16 protein-coding genes are annotated in these 19,978 nt (G+C 67.1%); 6 read left to right on the top strand and 10 right to left on the bottom strand.

Annotated elements, in window-relative coordinates; genetic code table 11:
* Nucleotides 1–7: 7 nt before the first annotated feature.
* Nucleotides 8–1,312, top strand: a complete 1,305-nt coding sequence (gene pncB / locus QZ814_RS04445) for a nicotinate phosphoribosyltransferase (protein WP_294329881.1) — start codon at nt 8–10, stop codon at nt 1,310–1,312.
* On the opposite strand, the gene QZ814_RS04440 is transcribed toward pncB, so the two are convergent.
* From QZ814_RS04440 to QZ814_RS04430, 3 genes are all read right to left on the bottom strand, one after another.
* On the bottom strand, nt 1,309–2,352 hold the full coding sequence (locus tag QZ814_RS04440) for a DUF2332 family protein (RefSeq protein ID WP_294329880.1): 1,044 nt from the start codon (nt 2,350–2,352) through the stop codon (nt 1,309–1,311). The genes pncB and QZ814_RS04440 overlap by 4 nt on opposite strands.
* A 103-nt stretch (nt 2,353–2,455) precedes the next feature.
* Nucleotides 2,456–4,309, bottom strand: coding sequence for a methyl-accepting chemotaxis protein (locus QZ814_RS04435; RefSeq protein WP_294329879.1), 1,854 nt, complete (start codon nt 4,307–4,309; stop codon nt 2,456–2,458).
* 519 nt (nt 4,310–4,828) lie between these two features.
* Nucleotides 4,829–5,068, bottom strand: coding sequence for a hypothetical protein (locus tag QZ814_RS04430; RefSeq protein ID WP_294329878.1), 240 nt, complete (start codon nt 5,066–5,068; stop codon nt 4,829–4,831).
* A gap of 98 nt (nt 5,069–5,166) precedes the next feature.
* Between QZ814_RS04430 and QZ814_RS04425 the strand changes: the two genes are divergently transcribed.
* Complete coding sequence (locus QZ814_RS04425) at nt 5,167–6,321, top strand: aminotransferase (RefSeq protein WP_294329877.1); 1,155 nt, start codon at nt 5,167–5,169, stop codon at nt 6,319–6,321.
* A 3-nt stretch (nt 6,322–6,324) separates the two neighbouring features.
* Here QZ814_RS04425 and mtnA read toward each other — a convergent pair whose 3' ends face one another.
* From mtnA to QZ814_RS04405, 4 genes are read right to left on the bottom strand one after another with little or no spacing between them, the layout of a single operon-like run.
* Nucleotides 6,325–7,371: an S-methyl-5-thioribose-1-phosphate isomerase gene (mtnA, locus tag QZ814_RS04420; RefSeq protein WP_294329876.1), complete on the bottom strand. Its 1,047-nt coding sequence runs from the start codon at nt 7,369–7,371 to the stop codon at nt 6,325–6,327.
* Complete coding sequence (mtnC, locus tag QZ814_RS04415) at nt 7,368–8,000, bottom strand: acireductone synthase (protein WP_294329875.1); 633 nt, start codon at nt 7,998–8,000, stop codon at nt 7,368–7,370. Before mtnC ends, mtnA begins: the two co-directional genes overlap by 4 nt.
* Before the next feature lie 22 nt (nt 8,001–8,022).
* On the bottom strand, nt 8,023–8,571 hold the full coding sequence (locus tag QZ814_RS04410) for a cupin domain-containing protein (protein WP_294329874.1): 549 nt from the start codon (nt 8,569–8,571) through the stop codon (nt 8,023–8,025).
* Nucleotides 8,568–9,194 carry a methylthioribulose 1-phosphate dehydratase gene (locus QZ814_RS04405; protein ID WP_294329873.1) on the bottom strand — a complete coding sequence of 209 codons (627 nt, stop codon included), beginning with the start codon at nt 9,192–9,194 and terminating at the stop codon, nt 8,568–8,570. Before QZ814_RS04405 ends, QZ814_RS04410 begins: the two co-directional genes overlap by 4 nt.
* Before the next feature lie 298 nt (nt 9,195–9,492).
* On the opposite strand from QZ814_RS04405, the gene QZ814_RS04400 reads away from it, so the two are divergent.
* Nucleotides 9,493–10,206: a murein L,D-transpeptidase catalytic domain family protein gene (locus QZ814_RS04400; protein ID WP_294329872.1), complete on the top strand. Its 714-nt coding sequence runs from the start codon at nt 9,493–9,495 to the stop codon at nt 10,204–10,206.
* A 107-nt stretch (nt 10,207–10,313) separates the two neighbouring features.
* Nucleotides 10,314–12,365, top strand: a complete 2,052-nt coding sequence (locus QZ814_RS04395; RefSeq protein WP_294329871.1) for an NAD(+) synthase — start codon at nt 10,314–10,316, stop codon at nt 12,363–12,365.
* 6 nt (nt 12,366–12,371) lie between these two features.
* On the opposite strand, the gene QZ814_RS04390 is transcribed toward QZ814_RS04395, so the two are convergent.
* The 3 genes from QZ814_RS04390 to fdhD all read right to left on the bottom strand — a co-directional run bounded on the left by QZ814_RS04390 (nt 12,372) and on the right by fdhD (nt 15,323).
* On the bottom strand, nt 12,372–13,973 hold the full coding sequence (locus QZ814_RS04390; protein ID WP_294329870.1) for a response regulator: 1,602 nt from the start codon (nt 13,971–13,973) through the stop codon (nt 12,372–12,374).
* A gap of 73 nt (nt 13,974–14,046) precedes the next feature.
* A complete protein-coding gene (locus QZ814_RS04385; RefSeq protein WP_294329869.1) occupies nt 14,047–14,577 on the bottom strand; it encodes a molybdenum cofactor guanylyltransferase in 531 nt (176 codons plus the stop codon).
* Entirely contained in the window at nt 14,574–15,323 is a 750-nt protein-coding gene (fdhD, locus tag QZ814_RS04380; protein WP_294329868.1) for a formate dehydrogenase accessory sulfurtransferase FdhD, read from the bottom strand. Before fdhD ends, QZ814_RS04385 begins: the two co-directional genes overlap by 4 nt.
* A gap of 66 nt (nt 15,324–15,389) precedes the next feature.
* On the opposite strand from fdhD, the gene QZ814_RS04375 reads away from it, so the two are divergent.
* Nucleotides 15,390–17,651, top strand: a complete 2,262-nt coding sequence (locus QZ814_RS04375; RefSeq protein WP_294329867.1) for an FdhF/YdeP family oxidoreductase — start codon at nt 15,390–15,392, stop codon at nt 17,649–17,651.
* Between the two features lie 104 nt (nt 17,652–17,755).
* A complete protein-coding gene (locus tag QZ814_RS04370; RefSeq protein ID WP_294329866.1) occupies nt 17,756–19,972 on the top strand; it encodes a beta-glucosidase in 2,217 nt (738 codons plus the stop codon).
* The last annotated feature ends 6 nt before the right edge of the window (nt 19,973–19,978 follow it).

Raw genomic sequence — 19,978 nt, 5'->3', positions numbered from 1 at the left:
GTTTCCCATGACCTTCACCGATATTGCGAGCCGGACCTACAACCATAATTTCCGGCTCGACCCGATCGTCCGCAGCCTGCTCGATACCGATTTCTACAAGCTGCTGATGCTGCAGATGATCCGGCGGCGGAACCCGGACACGCAGGTCACTTTCTCGTTAATCAACCGCACCCGAACGGTGCGCCTCGCCGAGGTGATCGACGAGGCGGAGCTGCGCGCGCAGCTCGATCACGCACGCTCGCTGCGCTTCACCAAGAAGGAGCTGATCTGGCTCGCCGGCAACAGCTTCTACGGCAAGACCCAGATGTTCGCGCCGGACTTCATTGCCTGGCTCGCGGATTTTCAGCTGCCGGCCTACGAACTGGAGCGGCGCGACGGCCAGTTCGCGCTGCATTTCCACGGCCCCTGGACCCACACGAGCATGTGGGAGATCCCGGCGCTGACCATTGTCAACGAGCTCCGCTCGCGCGCGGCGATGCGCGGGCGCGACCGGTTCGCGCTCGACGTGCTCTATGCCCGCGCCAAGGCCAAGCTTTGGGACAAGGTCGAGCGGCTGCGCGCGCTCCCCGATCTGGTGCTGTCGGACTTTGGCACCCGCCGCCGCCATGGCTTTCTCTGGCAGCGCTGGTGCGTCGAGGCGCTGAAGGAAGGGCTCGGCCACCGCTTCATCGGCACTTCCAACGTGCTGCTGGCGATGGATGCGGACCTGGAAGCGATCGGCACCAACGCGCACGAACTCCCGATGGTCGAAGCCGCGCTATCGCCCGATGACGCCAGCCTTGCCGACGCGCCCTATCGCGTGCTCGAGCAGTGGCGCGCCCATTATGGCGGGAACCTGCTGATCGCGCTGCCCGATGCGTTCGGCACCACCTCGTTCCTCGCCCGCGCGCCCGACTGGGTGGCGGACTGGACGGGCTTCCGCCCGGACAGTGCACCGCCCATTCCCGGCGGCGAGCAGATCCTGCGCTGGTGGCAGGCGCATGGCCGCGACCCGCGCGAGAAGCTGCTGATCTTCTCCGACGGCATGGACGTCGAATCGATCGAGGCGACCTATCGCCACTTCAACGGCCGCGTGCGGATGAGCTTCGGCTGGGGAACCAACCTCACCAATGATTTCCGCGGCTGCGATCCGGATGGCGAGGCCGGGCTGGAGCCGATCTCTCTGGTCTGCAAGGTGGTGGCGGCGAACGGCCGGCCCGCGGTGAAGCTGTCGGACAATCCCGCCAAGGCGACCGGCGAACCGGCCGAGATCGAACGCTATCTGCGGGTGTTCGGCGATGCCGGCCGCGCCGAACACGCCGTTCAGGTCTAGCCGCGCCAGTCGACGGCATTGCCATAGGGATGGCAGACCGCGAGTACGCGGCGCTCCTCCCCGCCCGGGAACCAACTGAGCGACAGCCGAACCTCGCTACGCGTTTCGGTCCATTCGAAGCCCACCCAGGCGAGCGGACGCTCGGGCGTGGCGTACTGGCCCGCATCCCGGATCATTGCCACCACCGCAGCACGGTCGCGCGGTGGCAGATACTGGAGCACCATCGAGTGCATGACGACGCGGCACGTGCCTTCGGCCTGCGGCACGGCCAACTGGCGGGCCAGCCATTCCGAGGCGTCCCCCTGCTCTAGCTGCGGCGGATGGCGGCGTGCCATGGCCAGGGCCTGCTCCAGCCGGTGCAGGCGCAGCGGCTGATCGGCGAAGATATAGGCCATCAGCCGTTCGCAGGTCGCCGGATCACCGGCGTTCAGCGGATGAAGGTCGACGCCCTTGGCCGACACCACTTCAAGCGGGGCCGGTTGGGGTGCCGGCCCATGCCATTCGGGTGCGACCTGCACCGGCGAAGCGCGATCGCCCGCGAACACCCCGCCCAGATCGAAGCCATAGCGGCCGAGATTGAGATTGAGGCCGCAGCTCGATCCGATCTCGAGCAACTCGAACGGCAGTCCGAACCGGCTACGCACCTGCATCAGCGCCGCGACCAGCGCTCCCGAGCGGCCGACCTCGTTGGTCTGCGGTGTGCGCCGCAGAAAGCCGGCGATCAGATCGTCCTCGGCCGCCAAGGCCGCGCCGATTGCCCCGTCGAAATCGTCATGCTCGCGCCGATACAGCGCTGCCAGCGCTGGAGGATTGCCGCGCCGCGCGAGGAAATGCAGCGCCGCATTGAACCGCATCGCCAGCGCCGCCGAGGCCGGATCGCCTTCCCAATGGGTGATCACCGCCTCGCTGTGCGGCCCCCGCCCCAGTTGCCGAAGCCCGGCGGCAAGCACTTCGCCGACAAAGGGCGATCCAAGCTCGCCCGACACCCGGGCCATCCGGGCAAGTTCCGCCAATCCCGTCCGGGCCGATACCATTGTCATTATACCAATCCCGGGCAGAGGCCGATGTTTCGGGTCTTCTTGCCGGGGACCGTTCGATTCGCAATTGGATCGAACGGCCACGCCCGGTGTCGTCTTGCAGGGATCAGAAGCTCTGCCAATCGTCGTCCGCGCTGCTGTTGCGGACCAGGGCCGAGACGGCCGCGGCCGGGAGCGGCTTCACATTGCCACCGCTGAACCGCGCGGGCGCCACCCGGGCCGCCGGCGCGGCCATGCCGTTGCCGACATTGAACCGGCTCGCCTGCTCGGAAAGGACGGTGACTTCGCTCGCCAGGTTGCGAGCGGCCGCCGAGGTCTCTTCCACCATGGCCGCGTTCTGCTGCGTCGACTGGTCCATCGCGCCCAGCGCTGCGCTGATCTCGGTCACCGAGCTCGACTGCGCATGGTTGTCAGACGCCATGTTGCCGAGCAACTGGTGCACTTCACCGACGCCGCTCGAAATATCGGCAAGCGCCCCGTCAACACGCTGCACGGCCTGCACGGCGGTGACGATGTCGCTCTGCGTCGCGGTGAGCTGGTCGCGGGCACGACCGGCCTCTTCCTCGGCGCGCATCGCGAGGGCCGAGACGAGATCGGCGACCACCGCGAAGCCACGGCCCGCTTCACCGGCGCGGCCGGCTTCGACTGCGGCGTTCATCGCGAGGACGCGCGTCTGGAAAGCGATCTTGTCGAGACCTTCGATGACGCTGTCGATGCCCTTGGCGCTATCGGCAACGCGGCCCATCGCCTGCACCGCTTCGTCGGCAGTGGAGCGACCGTTGTCGACCGTCGCCATGGTGCCGTCGGCGCGCTCCACCGTGCGGCCTGCGGCAGCGGCGGTGGCCTTGAGGCGCTGGTCCATCTGGGTGACGGCCGCAGCGGTCTCTTCCAGGCTGGCGGCATTCGCTTCGGTGCGGCGGGCGAGATCCTCGCTGGCCTGGGCGATTTCGTTCGATCCGGTGCGGATCGACGCGGTTGCCTCGATCACCGAGGCAATCAGCTCGCGCAGGCTGGACAGCGCGTTGTTGAAGTTGGTCTTCACCACACTGTATTCGCCGGGGAAATTGGTGGTGATCTGTGCGGTGAGATTGCCCTGCGCCAGTTCGGCGAGATGCGTGGAAACGGTTTCGACGACCATCTTCTGCACCGCTTCGGCCTCCGCGTTGGCCGCGTCCGACGCGGCCTTGGCGACGGCTGCATCGCGGAACACCAGCACGGCGCGCGCCATGTCGCCCAGCTCGTCGCCGCGGGCGGTTGCGGGCACGTCGATATTGTTGCGGCCGGCAGCCAGGTCGGCCATCGTGCGGGTGAGCTGGCTGATCGGTCGTGCGATGATGCGGCTGAGCGTGACCGCCAGACCAATGGCGATGCCGATCAGCGCGATCGCGCCGATGATCAGCACCTGGGTGGCGCTCGCAATGGCACTTTCCTGCCGCGCGCCGTTCTTTTCGATGGCATCGGCCTGGGCGTCCTTGATCGCGCGCAGCGGCAGCACCGCGGCCGAGACCAGCACGGCTTTGCCAGCGCTGCGAACCTCCGCCTGCGCCGAATCGCGCTTCCCGGCCTTCACCTCCGAGATGAGGCGGTCGCCCCATTTTTCGCGCCAGGACAGCGTCTCGGCGCGCGACTTGCGCAGCGCCTCGAGCAGCGCCGGATCGGTCAGCAGCTTCTCGAGTTCGGCCGAGGTATCGTCATATTCGGCGCGACCTTCGTCGTACGACTTCAGATAGGTCGGGTCGGCCGTCACCAGGAAACCGCGCAGCTGGCTGTTCTGGCGCAGCAGGGCCGTTTCCAGAGTCAGCGTCTTCGCGTGGATCTGCTGGCTGAGATTGTTCTGATCGGTGACCGAGCGGATCATCGAAATGTTCATGAAGAACACGATCATCACCGTCGCTGCCGATGCACAGATCAGCAGGAACGATAGTGCGAGCTTCCTCGGAATTTTCATCGATGCAATCATTTCTGGTCTTTCCGATACCTTCTGGCGCGTCCCGATGGTCAGGCCCCGATCACGGCGTCCGCGCGCGCCGAATCGATTGCCCGGTGGGTTGGCAGCGGCCGGATCATGCCTGGTTTCGACGGTGCGTACGGCTCCAACCGGAGACGAGCTTCGCCTCCGTGCAGACGCCCGCACTCGCTAGAAACCGAACCAACATGCGCGCTCCCAATCCCGATTCCGGTCTGTGGTTGAGAGCATTATAGGAACAATCCCTTACCGACCCGTCACCATGTGCAGAAAGCGGCTATCGGGAGAAATCCTTACGCAGCCGGTGTGTCGGGGTTTCCGTCAGGACGTGGGTGGCGACACCAGCTCAATGAGCGGGCGCCGATGGCAAACATCCCTACCCAATTCATCCTGCGATATAAGCAGCCGCTCCCGCACGATTTCATCGCAGGCGGCGCATTGGTGTTCGAACAGGGGGCGGATCGACGGCGTCTCCTCCGATCCACCCGTAGAAGCGCTGCGTACGCCAGACGCTTACTTGCGATCCTTGCGACCGCCCTTCCAGTACAGCAGCCCGGCCACGATCGCGGCGGATCCGATGCCGATGGCTGCACCCATGCCGATCTGGCGGTTGCTAGGACCACGCCGCTTGGCGGCAGCGGCCTGTTCCTTCGCGATGGCGATGGCCTCACCCTCGCCGGCACCGTCATGCGGCGGCTCGGCGGTCGGATAGGGAGACTGGGAGTCGGCGGGCACGGGCGGTTTCTTGCTCATGAGATTCCTTCGATTACGCGGCCAGGGACCGCTATCGTCATGCGGCGAACCGGCACCCGCTTGCAAGGAGCAACCACTCTCCGCAATAGCAGGCAGCGATGAACCCGATCTATTCTTCGATGGGCACCACCATCTTCGAGGCCATGTCCGCACGGGCGCGAGCCCAAGGCGCGATCAACCTGGGCCAGGGCTTTGCCGATGGCCGCGGCCCGGAAACGGTGCTGGAAGCGGCGGCCCGCGCCGTGCTCGAGCAGTCGAACCAATACCCACCCATGGCGGGCCTGCCGGAGCTGCGCCAGGCGATCGCGGACCATTATGCCCGGCACCAGGCGCTGAACCTCGCGGCCGAGGAAGTGATCGTCACCTCGGGCGCGACCGAGGCGCTGGCCGCCGCGCTGCTCGCCCTGATCGAGCCCGGCGACGAAGTGCTGTGCTTTCAGCCGCTCTACGACGCGTACGTACCGCTGATCCGCCGGGCCGGCGGCATTCCCCGCTTCGTCCGTCTTCGTCCCCCTGAATGGCGGATCGAGCGCGCTGCCCTGGAAGCAGCGGTGACGCCCCGAACCCGGCTGATCCTGCTCAACAATCCGCTGAATCCCGCCGCAACGATGACCAGCGCCGAGGATCTGGCGATGCTCGCCGAATTTTGCGTTGCGCATGACCTGACCGCGATCTGCGACGAGGTTTGGGAGCAGGTGACCTTCGACGGCGCGCGCCACCTGCCCCTGCTCGGCTTTCCCGGCATGCGCGAGCGAACCGTGAAGATCGGCAGTGCCGGCAAGATCTTCGCGCTGACTGGCTTCAAGGTCGGCTGGATGTGCGCGGCTCCGCCCCTCGCCCGTGTGCTGGCCAAGGCGCACCAGTTCCTCACCTTCACGACGCCGCCCAACCTGCAATGGGCAGTGGCCGAGGGGCTGGCGACCCAGGACGGCTGGATCCATGCCGCGCGCGATCGCTTCCAGGCCGGCCGCGACCGGCTGGCGGCAGGGCTGCGCGACGCGGGCTTCGCCGTATTGTCGAGCGCCGCCACCTATTTCCTGTCGGTCGACCTCACCGCCTCGGGCATCGCGCTGGACGACGTAACCTTCAGCGAACGCCTGGTCGACGAAGCCAAGGTCGCGACGATCCCGGTCTCCGCCTTCTACGCCGAGGACCCGGTGACCAACGTCGTCCGCTTCTGCTTCGTCAAGGAAGACGACGTGCTGGACGCGGCGATAGCGCGGGTCACCGCCTGGCGCGCAGCGCTCGGCTGACGCTCAGATCCGGTCGAGCACCCCGCGCTCGGTGATATAGCCAGTCACCAGCCGCGCCGGGGTGACGTCGAAAGCGGGGTTCACTGCCGGCGAGTCCGTCACGCGGATCGTGGTGATCCGGCCCGCTGCGTCGGGGCCGGACAGCCGCGTCACTTCTTCGGCGGACCGCCCCTCGATCGGGATGTCGGCACCGCTGACAGTCGCGGGATCGAAGGTCGTGTAAGGCAGCGCCACATAAAAGGGCACGCCATTGTCGTGCGCCGCCAGCGCCTTCAGATAGGTGCCGATCTTGTTGCAGACGTCGCCATTGGCAGTCACCCGATCGGTACCGACGATCACCGCGTCGACCTGCCCCTGCATCATCAGCAGGCCGCCGGCATTGTCGGCGATCACCGTGTGCGGCACGCCGTGGTTGCGCAGCTCGAACGCGGTGAGTAGCGCGCCCTGGTTGCGCGGGCGGGTCTCGTCGACCCAGACATGCACCGGGATGCCAGCGTCATGCGCGAGATAGATCGGCGCCGTGGCCGTGCCGTAATCCACCGTCGCGAGCCAGCCGGCATTGCAATGGGTCAGGATGTTGAGCGGGCGCCCCGGGTTCTTCGCGTGCAGATCGCGCAACAGGGCCAGACCATGCTCGCCGATCGCGCGGCACAGCTCGGCATCCTCGTCGCAGATCGCGTCGGCCCGGGCGAAGGCGGCAGCGGCGCGCTCGGCCGCCGGCAGCGGCTCGACCGCCGCACGGACCTGATCGAGCGCCCAGCGCAGGTTGATCGCGGTCGGCCGGGTCTCGACCAGCGTTGCATAAGCCGCCGCGAGCCCCGCATCGCTGGCGTCGACCGCGAGACCCATCGCGAACCCATAGGCGGCGGTGGCACCGATCATCGGCGCCCCGCGCGTCCACATCTCGCGGATCGCGACCGCCGCGGCATCCAGGTCGCGCAGTTCGACCCAGCGGATCTCCCAGGGGAGCTGGCGCTGGTCGAGGATGCGGATCCCCTGCCCGTCCGTCGTCCGAGCGATCGAGCGGTTGTGCTGGCCTTCGAGGATCACAGGCGAATCTCCGCGAGCGAGTGGAGGTCGGCAGGGCCGCCGGTACGATCGATCAACAAGGCGCCCAGCCCCGCCGCGCGCGCGGCATCCACCTCGGGCTGCATATCTGACACGAACAGGATTTCCTTTGTTTCACATGCAATTGCAGCCGCAATCTTCGTGTAACTCTCAACCTCGCGCTTCGGCCCGGTGGTGGTGTCGAAATAGCCGGAAAGCATCGGCGTCAGATCGCCCGCAACCGAGTGGCCGAAGATCAGCTTCTGCGCCGCGATCGAGCCCGAGGAGTAGATGTAGATCGAGACCCCAGCCGTGTACCAGCGATGCAGCGCCTCGGGGGTATCGGGATAGACATGCCCCTTCAGCGTGCCATCGGCATAGCCCTGCGCCCAGACCAGCCCCTGCAGCGTCTTGAGCGGCGTTGCCTTGCGATCCTCCGCGATCCACTCGAGCAGCGTCGCGACCTTGTCGTCGCCCGGCACCTCAGCGAGGATCGGCGCGACCTCCTCGGAATGGTTGGCAACATAGGCTGCCAAATGCTTGGCAGCATAGGGAAACAGCACCTCCGCGACAAAGGCGATGCTGCTGGTGGTCCCCTCGATGTCGAGCAGGACGGCCTTGGGCTGGGTCATGGTGTCTCTCGATGCGTCGCGCTCAGGCGGCGACGGGCTCGTGACGCGGAAAACGGTCGGCGATCGCGTCGCCGGTGAACTGCGCGATCCAGCCGTCGGGATTGGTGAACAGGCGGATCGCGGTGAAGCGCGGGGCTGGCCCCATGTCGAACCAATGCGGCGTGCCGGCGGGCACGGAGATCAGATCCCCCTCCTCGCATAGAACGGCATAGACGCGGTTGTTGAGATGGAGTGTGAACAGCCCCTCCCCCTCGACGAAGAAGCGCACTTCGTCCTCGGCATGGCAGTGCTCGGACAGGAACTTGGTGCGAAGTACGTCCTTTTCGGGGTGATCCGGCACCATCCGGATCACGTCGACCGATCGATAGCCCTGCTCCGCCTTCAGTCGCGCAACCTCGGGCGCGAAGGCGGCCAGCACTGCGTCTTGGTCAGCATCGGCTGCGATCGGGCGCGACGGCCAGCGCTCGAAGCGCACGCCGTGAATTGCCAGTTCCTCGGCGATCGTCACCGGATCGCGGGTGTCGAGCAGCGAAGCGTTCCCGGTTTCCGCGAAGATTCGAAGCTGGCTCATCGTGCCCCTGCCTGTCTGAAGCTGGCCTCGGCGAGTTCGGCGGCGATCATCCATTCGGTCGCCTCGAGCACGCGCTCGGCCTCGTCCACGTCCTTGCCCCAGGCATAGAGCCCATGGCTGCGAATAAGATACGCCGGAATGGCGCCCGGGGCCAGCAGCGCCGGCGCAATCGCGGCCTGGATCACGTCCATGTCCTGGCTGTTGTCGACGATCGGCAGCCGCACCTCGGCTTCGTGGGTGGTGTGGCCCGGATATGCCTTGAGCATCTCGTGGCCGGCCAGCGTCCAGCCATCCGCGGCGGTCGCGCGGCTCAGGCCCACCGCATTGGGGGAATGGCCGTGGAGCACCGCCCCGGCATCCGGGAACAGCCGGTAGATCGCCAGGTGCAGATCGGTTTCCGCCGAAGGCTTGCCGGCGGTAATTGGTCGCCCGTCGAGATCGACGCGCATGATGCCGTCCGCGGTCAGGCGGCCCTTGTGCCGGCCGGAGACGGTCAGCGCGATGCTGCCATCGTCGAGCCGCGCCGAATAATTGCCCGAGGTCGCCGGTGCCCAGCCGCGCGCGTCAAGGCGCCGGCCCACCTCGATCAGCGCCGCGACAGCCTGTTCATAGGACATGGTCATGTGCCGCCTCTAGCGCTTCGCAGGCGCGGCGCGACAGGCATTTTTTCTACGCCAGAGCACAGAAGACGCGAGACCGCGGCGCCGCGCGATTCGCCTGCAACGGCACAATAGGGGAAAGGCCGGAACAACCGATCTGTCTCGAAACGGCATGACGGATCGGTGAACCGGGCAGCGCGCGCGCCGAAACGCAGCCGTCACCGGTGATGGCAAGCGCATCGTTAACGCTGCTTCTGCTATAGGGTTGCTCGGGCATGACAGAAATTTGCGGGCGCAGAACAATATCATGAAGTCTGAGGCTATGATTCAATCGCGTCGGGCGCTGCTCAAATCGGCGCTGGTGATGGCGAGCGGCGCGGCGGTTTCGGCCTGCGCCTCACGGACGATCGGCACGACGATGGCGTCTGCGGCACCCGCGCCGGTTCCGCCGCGCATCCAGCCGGCACATGCCGCGACGCTGGGAGAAGCACCCAAGGTCGCCGCACAGGCGCGGATCATGCCTGCCGGCATTCGCCCCGAGCTGTTCAAGCGCGCGACCGCGGCGCTCGACCGTCATTCGATGCGCGTGGATACGCACGACCGAATCGCGATTGCCGATTTCTCCAAATCCTCTGCCGAGGCGCGCTTCTTCCTGGTGAACATGGGCACCGGCGAGGTAGAGCCGCTGCTCGTCGCGCACGGTATCGGTTCCGATCCGGGGCACACCGGCGTGCTCCAGCGTTTTTCCAACGCGATCAATTCGGAAGCGACCTGCGAAGGCGCGTTCCTGACCGCGGATTATTATGTCGGCAAGCACGGCGATTCCCAGCGGCTGATCGGACTGGACCCGACGAACAACAATGCACTCGCCCGCGCGATCGTGATCCACTCCGCCTGGTATGCGAACCCCGACATGATCGCCAAGCACGGCAAGCTCGGCCGCAGCCAGGGCTGCTTCGCGGTCGGCGAACGCCAGCTGGCCAAGGTGTTCGAGCGGCTCGGCCCCGGCCGCATGATCTACGCGGCCAAGGCGTAACGTCCAGCTTCAAGCCCCACCACCGAAACGGTGGGGCCATGTCGCGTACGGAGCAAACCCGCGCCCGCGGGGTTGGCAGGCCATGGTCCCCGGCATAGGACAGCGCCATGGCCGAACCGCATCCGTTCTTCGCGCTCCACCGCCACGGGATGATCCGGGCGGGCGTCTGCACCCCCGTCGGCACCGTCGCCGATCCTGCCGCCAACGCGCGCGCTACCGTTGCGCTGGCCCGGCAGGGGCATGAAGCCGGCGCGGACATCCTCGTTTTTCCCGAACTCAACATCACCAGCTACGCGATCGACGATCTGCACCTGCAGGATGCCATCCTCGCTGCGACAGAGGCGGGCCTCGCTGCGGTCGTCGCGGCAAGCCGCACCCTGAAACCGGTGCTGCTGGTCGGCGCGGCCCTCCCACGCAACGGGCGGCTGTACAATTGCGCCGTCGCGATCGCCCGGGGCCGGATCCTCGGCGTCGTACCGAAGACCTATCTGCCCAACTACCGGGAATATTACGAGAAGCGCTGGTTCGCTTCGGGCGCAGGCCTGCGCGATCTGGCGATCGCCGTCGCCGGCGAGACCGTCCCGTTCGGTGCCGACCTGCTGTTCGCAGCCGAGGACCTGCTCGACTTCGTCTTCCATATCGAGATCTGCGAGGACTATTGGGCGCCCCAGCCCCCCTCCACCGAAGGCGCGATGGCGGGTGCACTGGTGCTATGCAACCTCTCCGCCTCCAACATCGTGATCGGCAAGGGCCGCGAGCGCGAACTGCTCTGCGCGTCGCAGAGCTCGCGGACGATTTCGGCCTATCTCTATTCCGCCTCGGGACCGGGCGAGAGCACGACCGACCTGGCGTGGGACGGCCAGGGGCTGATCTACGAATTCGGCGAGAAGCTGGCCGGGTCGCAGCGCTTCGAGCTGGCGGATGCGATCACCTATGCCGATCTCGATCTGGAGCGACTGCGCCAGGAGCGGCTGCGCGACGGTACCTTCAACGACAATGCCCGCAACGCAGGCCACCCCGAGATGCGCTTCCGCCGGATTGCCTTTCAGCACCAGCCGGATCTGACCGATCGCGGGCTGATCCGCCCGGTCCGCCGCTTCCCCTTCGTGCCGAACACGCCCGCGGCGCTCGAGGAGGATTGCTACGAAGCATTCAACATCCAGGTGGAGGGCCTGCGCCAGCGTCTCGCTGCGACCCGCAGCAAGTCGCTGGTCATCGGCATTTCCGGCGGGCTCGATTCGACCCATGCGCTGATCGTTGCGGCCAAGGCGATGGATCGCCTCGGCCGGCCGCGCACCGACATTCTCGGCTATACCATGCCCGGCTTCGCGACGAGCGAAGGCACCAAGTCGAACGCCTGGGCGCTGATGCGCGCGATCGGCATCACCGCCGCGGAAATCGACATCCGGCCCACCGCCCGCCAGATGCTGACCGATATCGGCCATCCGTTCGCCGGCGGCGAGCCGGTCTACGACATCACGTTCGAGAATGTGCAGGCGGGCCTGCGTACCGATTATCTGTTCCGCCTCGCCAACCAGAATCACGGCTTCGTGCTCGGCACCGGCGACCTGTCCGAATTGGCGCTGGGCTGGTGCACCTATGGCGTGGGCGACCAGATGAGCCATTACGGCGTCAATGCCGGCGTGCCCAAGACGCTGATCCAGTACCTCATCCGCTGGAGCGTCGCGAGCGGCCAGTTCGACGGCGAAGCCGCAACGGTGCTGCTCTCGATCCTCGACACCGAAATCTCGCCCGAGCTGGTGCCTGCAGGCCCCGACGGCAAGATGCAGAGCACGCAGGAGCGTATCGGGCCCTACGAACTGCACGACTTTTTCCTGCACCATGTCGCCCGCTTCGGGCTCAAGCCTTCGAAGGTGGCGTTCCTCGCCTGGCACGCCTGGAAGAATGCCGAGGCGGGGCTCTGGCCGATCGGCTTCCCGCAGGCCGGTCGCAACCAGTACGACTTGGCGACGGTCGCCAAATGGTTGGAAGCCTTCCTGTTCCGCTTCTTCCAGACCAGCCAGTTCAAGCGCTCGGCGCTTCCCAACGGTCCGAAAGTGTCGGCGGCAGCGGCACTCAGCCCGCGCGGCGACTGGCGCGCGCCATCGGACAGCGTGGCGACCGCCTGGGTCGAGGAACTACGCGCCGCCCTCCCCTGAACGCGCTCAGCGCCGCGCCGTGTCGCGCAGCTTTCGCAGAAGTTCGTGCGATTCGAACGGTTTGCGCAGCACGGTGACATTGGGTGCAGCCATCGAGTCCAGCTTGGCGGAATCCGCGAAGCCGGTGATCAAAATCACCGGCAGGCCGGAATCGAGTACCGCCACCTGCTCGGCCACCTCGCTGCCGCTGAGTTCGGGCATGGCGAAATCGACCACCAGTGCATCGAAGCGCTTGCTCTCCACCAGCGCCACGCCCGCTGCACCATCGGCCGCCTCATCGACCACGGCCCCTGCGCTGCGCAGCATCTCGGCAAGCGACGCACGGACCTGCCGGTCGTCGTCGACCAGGGCGATGCGGACATTGTCCAAGCTGATCCGCTCATCGCGGGCGGCGTCGTTTTGCACATCGCGCCGGGGTTGGATCGTCGCGAGCGGCAGCACCAGCGTGATCGCGGTGCCGCGCCCTACCTCACTGTCGATCAACAGCGTGCCGCCCGATTGGCGCATCACCCCGAAGGCCATCGAAAGCCCCATGCCGGTGCCCTTCCCCACTCCCTTGGTGGAAAAGAACGGCTCCACGGCGCGCGCCATCACTTCCGCCGGCATGCCGGTGCCGGTATCGGCGACGGTGAGCGTCACATATTCGCCCGGCGGCAGATCGGGCGCCACCTTGCCGGTCCGCAACTCCGCGGTGATCGTCAGCACCCCGCCTTCGGGCATGGCGTCCCGCGCGTTGAAGGCGAGGTTCAGGATGGCGAGCTCGAGTTGCAGCGCATCGGTCTGGACATTCCACACCGGGTCGATCCGCTCGATCCGTACGCGGCTCAGCGGGGCTACCGCGCGCTCGACCAAGCCGGCCATGCCGCCGATCAGTTCGGCCAGCCGCACCGATTTCACATCGAGCCGCTGCTTGCTGGAAAAGGCGAGCAGCTGGCCGGTGAGCTGCCGCCCGCGCTCCACCGCGTCGAGCGCGCTCGAGGTCCAGCGAATTACCCGGTCGGCATCGTCGGGCTTGCGGGCGATCAGTTCCAGATTGCCGGCGATCGCCTGCAGCAGGTTGTTGAAATCATGTGCGATACCGCCGGTGAGCTGGCCAACGGCCTCCAATTTCTGCGCCTGCAGCAGCGCTGCTTCCACCTTCTCGCGCTGGGCGATCTCGGCGTTGAGCTCGTCGAGCGCCGCATCGCGCTGGGCAACCATCGCTGCCAGTTCGCCATTGGCTTCCTTGAGCTTTTCCGCGGAGGGGAGCCGCACCAGCGCCGGCAAGCGCAGCCAAAGCAAGGCGGCGGTTGCGAGCGAGGCCGCCGCCGTCACCAGCTTGGCCACCGCCTCCAGACCATATGCGGGCAGGAACAGCGTGACGATCCCCATCACATGGGTCATCCCGCAGGCGAGGATGAAGACGGCGAAGCACCAGAACATCCAGCCGAAGCCAAGATCCTTGCGGCTGCGCACCAGCGCCACCAGCGCCAGCGGGATCGAGAAGTAGGACAGCGCTATCAGCGTGTCGGCAAGGATGTGCGTCCACAGCAACTGCGGCTGCCATAGGAGGCAATAGCCGTGCGGCGAATAATTGCCGCTCCAGAAGGCTGCAAACAGGCTCTCCATCTGTCCCCCTTGCCGCCAGCTTTCGCCGGCAGAAATTCCGGTACGCCGTAGCGCATGCGAATGAGAAGCGGAACTAAGGAAAAAACCCGGTAAGGCCCGCAAGATCGTCGCGGGAGTTGATGTTGGCGATGGGTGCCGGCCAATCGATTGCTCGTGCGCCGGCATGGGCGGCCCAGGCACGCATCGACGCGCGATGATCTCCCGCGAGATAGGAGTCGCACAGCGGCGCGAGCGTTGATGCCCACAGCCCGAGCACCGGCAGCTGGCCGACGAAGCACGACGGATCGCTCGCGGCGAGCACGGCAATCAAATCCCCAGGCAGCGCCGGGGTGTCACAGGGCGCGACCAATACACGGTCATAGCCACGGGCAGCGGCGGCATGGAGCGCCGCGTTGAGGCCCCCGAGCGGTCCCCGCCTTGCCGCGGGCCGATCCGGCACGGCGTCTGCGCCATCCCTGCCGCAGACCAGCACCGCGTCGCAATACGGCGCGAGCGCGGCGCGGACATGATCGATCAGCCGCTGCCCCTGCCATTCCGCCAGCGCCTTGTCGGATCCGAAGCGTCGTGCAGCCCCCCCGGCGAGGATCGCGCCCAGCGGCTTCATGCTACCAGCCGTAACAGCGCATCCGGGCGAACCAACGCAACGAGTGCGAGCCCGGCGTCCTTCGCACGCTCCGCCGCCAGCGCGGTCGGCGCCGATATCGCGGCGAGCAGCGGGCACCCGGCCAGGACGGCCTTCTCCACCAGCTCGAACGAGCAGCGTGCGCTGATCAGCGCGAAGCCGCCGTCCCATTCCAGCCCCTGGCGGGTCATCGCACCGATCAGCTTGTCGAACGCATTGTGCCGACCGACGTCCTCGCGGACCAGCCGGATCGCCCCCTCTGCGGAGCACAATGCGGCTGCGTGCGCCGCGCCCGTGACCCGGGTGAGCGGCTGGTGATCGCGGAGCGCGGCAGCTGCGCGGAAGAGCGCGTCCGGCCCCGCGGCACTCTTCCCCTGGACCGGTGGCAGCGGACGGAGCGCCGCCTCGAGATTGTCGATACCGCACAGCCCGCAACTCGAATCAGTGGTACGGTGGCGCACCCGCTCGATCACGGCGGCGGGATCGGTGAGCGTCACCCGCAGGATCACCCCGCGCCCGGCCGCGTGCGTCTCGACCTCCGCCACCGTCCCCAGGCGCTCGGCGGCGACGAAACCTACCGCGAAATCCGCCAGATCGGTCGGCGTCGCCATCATGACGGCATAGCCCAGGCCGTTGATTTCGATCGCGACCGGCACTTCCGCCACGAGTTCGCGTTGGAGCCGGGTCTCCGACCCGTCGGGCGTCACGCGATCGAACCACATATCCATCGGTTCAGGATAGGCGGGCGGCATCGGCGGGTATAGGGAAAAGGCAGAGTTTGAAGGAGCGTAGGCATGGCCCGGGCAAAAGACGGAACGATCCATTACTCGGGCCCGGAGGGCGGCTGGGGCTCGCTGCGCGGCATGGCGCTGGTGGCAGGTGCCGAGCGGCCCGGCCCCGATGTGCTCAAGACGCTCGCCAAGCAGAACAAGCCCGGCGGCATGATGTGCACCTCCTGCGCCTGGACCAAGCCCGCCAAGCCGCACATGTTCGAGTTCTGCGAGAACGGCGCCAAGGCGACGCTGTGGGACCTCACCTCGCGCCGCGCCACGCCCGACTTCTTCGCCCAGCACACGCTGACCGAGCTCAAGGGCTGGAGCGACTTCGACCTCGAACAGGCCGGGCGCCTAACCCACCCGATGCGCTACGACCGCGCAACGGACAAATATCTCCCCTGCACCTGGGAGGAGGCCTATCAGGCGGTCGGCAAGAAGCTGCGCGGCTATGATGCGAAGCGGACGATCTTCTATGCGTCGGGCCGGGCCAGTCTGGAGACCAGCTACGCCTGGGCACTGTTCGCACGGCTTTACGGGCACAACAACCTGCCCGACAGCTCCAACATGTGCCACGAGACCACCTCAGTCGCGCTCAAGTCGACGATCGGCGCGGCGGTGGGCACCTGCCTGCTCGAGGATTTCGAGCATTGCGACGCGATCTTCTTCTTCGGCCAGAACACCGGCACCAACAGCCCGCGGTTCATCCACACGCTGACTGCGGCCCGCAAGCGGGGCTGCAAGATCGTTACCTTCAATCCCGTGCGCGAGAAGGGCCTGCTCGAGTTCCGCAACCCGCAAAGCATCCAGATGGTGACGGGCGGCAAGGAGAAGATCTCCCACCACTATTACCAGCTGAAGCCCGGCAGCGACATCTCTGCCATGCTCGGCATCGCCAAGCATGTACTGGCCGAGGAGGATCGCCGCGGCGGCGTGCTCGACCATGCCTTCATCGCCGAGCACACCCATGGCTTCGAAGCCTTTGCGGCGAAGGTTCGCAGCACCAGCTGGGAGACGATCGAGGCGGAGACCGGCCTGCCCCGCGCCGACCTGATCGAGGCGGCCGAGGTCTATATCCATTCCGAGCGCGCCATCGGCATCTGGGGCATGGGGCTCACCCAGCATGTTGGCGGCTATGACAATGTCGCGGGCGTGGTGAACCTCATGCTGCTGCGCGGCAATATCGGGCGGCTCGGCGCGGGCGTGTCGCCGGTGCGCGGCCATTCGAACGTGCAGGGCCAGCGGACCGTCGGCATTTCGGAGAAGCCCGAACTGGTGCCGCTCGATCGCCTGTCCGAGCAGTACGGCTTCCAGCCGCCGCGCGACGAGGGCTATACCACCGTCACCGGCTGCGAGGCGATCGTTGCCGGCGAGGTGGACGCCTTCCTCGGCCTGGGCGGCAACTTCCTGCGCGCCATCCCCGATCACCGAGTGATGGAGAAGGCGTGGACGAGGATGGGCCTGACGGTCCAGATCGCCACCAAGCTCAATCGCGGCCACCTCTTCTGCGGCGAAGCCGCCTATCTGCTGCCGACCCTGGTCCGCTCCGAGCGCGACCTGCGCGACGGCACCGCGCAGGTGGTAACGATGGAAGACAGCCTGAGCTGCATCCACGGCTCGATCGGCGAGGCCAAACCCGCCTCGCCCCACCTTCAGCCCGAAATGGCGATCATCGCCGGCATCGCCGAGGCGACGCTGGATCCCAACCCCAATGTCCCCTGGTCCGCCTGGGCGAACGACTATGCGCTGGTCCGCGACGCGATCGAGGCGACCTATCCGGACAAGTTCAAGGACTTCAACCAGCGCCTGTTCACCCCTGGCGGCTTCTTCAAGGGCAACACTGCCCGGGAGCGGCAGTGGGAGACGAAGAGCGGCAAGGCCGAGTTCACCGTCCCCGAACACCTCAACGCCACGGGCTTTGCCGACGCCGATGGTGTCTATCGGTTGATGACGCTGCGCTCGAACGACCAGTTCAACACCACCGTCTATGGCTATTCGGACCGGCTGCGCGGGATCGAGGGCAAGCGCGACGTGGTCCTGATCAGCCCGAAGGAAATGACGCGCGCGGGCTTGCAGGAAGGCCAGCGCGTCGCGCTGGTCGGGGACGATTCGGACGGCGTGGACCGGGTGGTCGAGGGGCTGGAAATCGTGCCCTTCGAACTGCCGGAAGGATGCATCGCCGGCTATTATCCGGAGCTCAACCCGCTGATCGCGCTGCGCCATCACGACGGGGCATCGAAGACCCCGGCAGCGAAATCGGTGCCGGTGCGCATCCGCATCTGACACCGTTCTGCGCGCGGAGGAGACGGCCGCCGGCTCTTGTCGGCGGCCGCGCTTGTGCGTAGGCAGCGACAACGTTGACAAACGATCCGGGAGGAGAGGACGACATGAAGCGACGTACCCTTGCGCTGGCCGCACCGCTGCTGGTGCTGGCCGCCACCACCGCTATCACCGCACCGGCGGTCGCCCAGCAGGCAGCGCGGCCCTGGACCAACGCCAAGCTCTCGCCCGACGCACGCGCCAAGCTCGTCCTCGCGCAGATGACCGAGGACGAGAAGCTGACGCTCGTCTTCGGACTGTTCGGCACCGATTTCGGCCCGAAGAACTTCAAGACCCCCGCCGAGGCGCGTCCCGGTTCGGCCGGCTATATCCCGGGCATCCCGCGCCTCGGTATCCCTGCCCAGTGGCAGTCGGACGCCGGCGTCGGCGTGGCGACCCAGGGCGGTGCGGAGCACAAGCGGCTGCGCACCTCGCTCCCCTCGGGCCTGGCCACCGCAGCGACCTGGGACCCGGCGCTCGCCTTCAAGGGTGGCGCGATGATCGGAGCCGAAGCGCGCGCCTCGGGCTTCAACGTGCTGCTCGCCGGCGGCGTCAACCTGCTGCGCGAGCCGCGCAACGGCCGCAATTTCGAATATGGCGGCGAGGATCCGCTGCTCGCCGGCACGATCGTCGGTGCCGAGATCGCCGGCATCCAGTCGAACCACATCATCTCCACCGTGAAGCATTATGCGATCAACGACCAGGAGACCGATCGCTTCAAAATGAACGCGGTGCTCGATCGCACCGCCGCGCGGATGAGCGACCTGCTCGCATTCAACTTCGCGATCGAGAAGGGCACGCCCGGCTCGGTGATGTGCAGCTACAACAAGGTCGACGGACTCTATGCCTGTGAGCAGCCCTGGCTGCTGACCGATGTGCTGCGCCGCGACTGGGGCTGGCAGGGCTATGTGATGTCGGACTGGGGTGCGACCCACTCCACCGTCGCCGCCGCCAATGCCGGCCTCGAGCAGGAATCGGGCTGGCCGTTCGACGAGCAGCCCTATTTCCGCGAGCCGCTCAAGGCCGCGATCGCCAAGGGCGAGGTGAGCAAGGCCCGCCTCGACGAGATGGCGCACCGCATCCTGCGCACGATGTTCGCGCACGGCCTGTTCGAGCATCCGATCACCGCCGCCCCGCTCGACCTCGCGCCCGCGATGCTCAAGGCGCATGCCGACGTGACCCGCGCCGATGCCGAGGCGGCGATCGTGCTCCTGCAGAACAAGGGCGACGTGCTGCCGCTGGTGGGCAGCGCCAAGCGGATCGTCGTGATCGGCGGCCATGCCGACAAGGGCGTGCTCGCCGGCGGCGGCTCGTCGCTGGTCTATCCGGTCGGCGGCAATGCCGTGCCCGGGCTGGAGCCCAAGGTGTGGCCGGGCCCGGTGATGTACCACCCCTCTTCGCCGCTCGAGGCGCTGCGTCGCCAGCTGCCCAACGCCACGATCACCTATGTCGACGGCAGCGATCCGGCGGCCGCGGCGGCTGCGGCCAAGCAGGCGGACGTGGCTGTGGTGTTCGCGACGCAGTGGGCCGGCGAGGCGTTCGACGTGTCGCTGAGCCTCACCGACAATCAGGATGCGCTGATCGACGCGGTGGCCGGCGCCAACGCCAGGACCGTCGTGGTGCTGGAAACCGGCGGCCCGGTGCTCACCCCCTGGGCGGACAAGACCGCGGCGATCCTCGAGGCCTGGTACCCCGGCACCGCCGGCGGCGAAGCGATCGCCAACGTGCTGACCGGCAAGGTCAATCCCTCGGGCCACCTCCCCGTCAGCTTCCCGCGCAGCCTCTCGCAGTTGCCCAAGCCCAGCGCGCCGAACGAAGGCGAGACGCGCTATGCCGAAGGCGCCGCGGTCGGCTACAAATGGTACGACGCGAAGGGCGACAAGCCGCAGTTCGCGTTCGGCCATGGCCTGTCCTACACCCGCTTTGGCTATGCGGGCCTCAAGGCCAGCGCGCCCAAGGGCCAGGTGACGGTAAGCTTCACCGTTCGCAACACCGGCACGCGCGCCGGCGCGGACGTGGCGCAGGTCTATGTCTCGGGCGAAGGCTGGGAAGCGCCGAAGCGGCTCGGCGCATTCCAGAAGGTGGCACTGGCGCCAGGCGCCTCGAAGCCGGTGACGGTCACCGTCGATCCGCGCCTCCTCGCGACCTTCGACGGCGCAACCAACCGCTGGAAGATCGCTGGGGGCAGCTACAAGGTGCTGCTCGGTCATTCCTCGGACGACATCGCCGCGACCACCACGGTCACCGTGCCGGCGCGCACGCTGCCGGCAAGCTGGCATCCCTGATCAACT

Source organism: uncultured Sphingomonas sp., from assembly GCF_913777625.1.
GTDB lineage: Bacteria > Pseudomonadota > Alphaproteobacteria > Sphingomonadales > Sphingomonadaceae > Sphingomonas.
The sequence above is the reverse complement of the archived record's forward strand: the minus strand, read 5'-3'. Positions and strand labels throughout refer to the sequence as shown.

Bases quoted from the DNA above. Each gene is read 5' to 3' on its own strand.
- QZ814_RS04405 (WP_294329873.1), bottom strand. From the start codon at position 9,194: ATGACCATGTCCTATGAACAGGCTGTCGCGGCGCTGATCGAGGTGGGC.
- QZ814_RS04390 (WP_294329870.1), bottom strand. From the start codon at position 13,973: ATGGAGAGCCTGTTTGCAGCCTTCTGGAGCGGCAATTATTCGCCGCAC.
- QZ814_RS04410 (WP_294329874.1), bottom strand. From the start codon at position 8,571: ATGAGCCAGCTTCGAATCTTCGCGGAAACCGGGAACGCTTCGCTGCTC.
- mtnC (WP_294329875.1), bottom strand. From the start codon at position 8,000: ATGACCCAGCCCAAGGCCGTCCTGCTCGACATCGAGGGGACCACCAGC.
- fdhD (WP_294329868.1), bottom strand. From the start codon at position 15,323: ATGGATATGTGGTTCGATCGCGTGACGCCCGACGGGTCGGAGACCCGG.
- QZ814_RS04370 (WP_294329866.1), top strand. From the start codon at position 17,756: ATGAAGCGACGTACCCTTGCGCTGGCCGCACCGCTGCTGGTGCTGGCC.
- QZ814_RS04440 (WP_294329880.1), bottom strand. From the start codon at position 2,352: ATGACAATGGTATCGGCCCGGACGGGATTGGCGGAACTTGCCCGGATG.
- QZ814_RS04400 (WP_294329872.1), top strand. From the start codon at position 9,493: ATGATTCAATCGCGTCGGGCGCTGCTCAAATCGGCGCTGGTGATGGCG.
- QZ814_RS04395 (WP_294329871.1), top strand. From the start codon at position 10,314: ATGGCCGAACCGCATCCGTTCTTCGCGCTCCACCGCCACGGGATGATC.
- QZ814_RS04435 (WP_294329879.1), bottom strand. From the start codon at position 4,309: ATGATTGCATCGATGAAAATTCCGAGGAAGCTCGCACTATCGTTCCTG.
- QZ814_RS04375 (WP_294329867.1), top strand. From the start codon at position 15,390: ATGGCCCGGGCAAAAGACGGAACGATCCATTACTCGGGCCCGGAGGGC.
- QZ814_RS04425 (WP_294329877.1), top strand. From the start codon at position 5,167: ATGAACCCGATCTATTCTTCGATGGGCACCACCATCTTCGAGGCCATG.
- QZ814_RS04430 (WP_294329878.1), bottom strand. From the start codon at position 5,068: ATGAGCAAGAAACCGCCCGTGCCCGCCGACTCCCAGTCTCCCTATCCG.
- pncB (WP_294329881.1), top strand. From the start codon at position 8: ATGACCTTCACCGATATTGCGAGCCGGACCTACAACCATAATTTCCGG.
- QZ814_RS04385 (WP_294329869.1), bottom strand. From the start codon at position 14,577: ATGAAGCCGCTGGGCGCGATCCTCGCCGGGGGGGCTGCACGACGCTTC.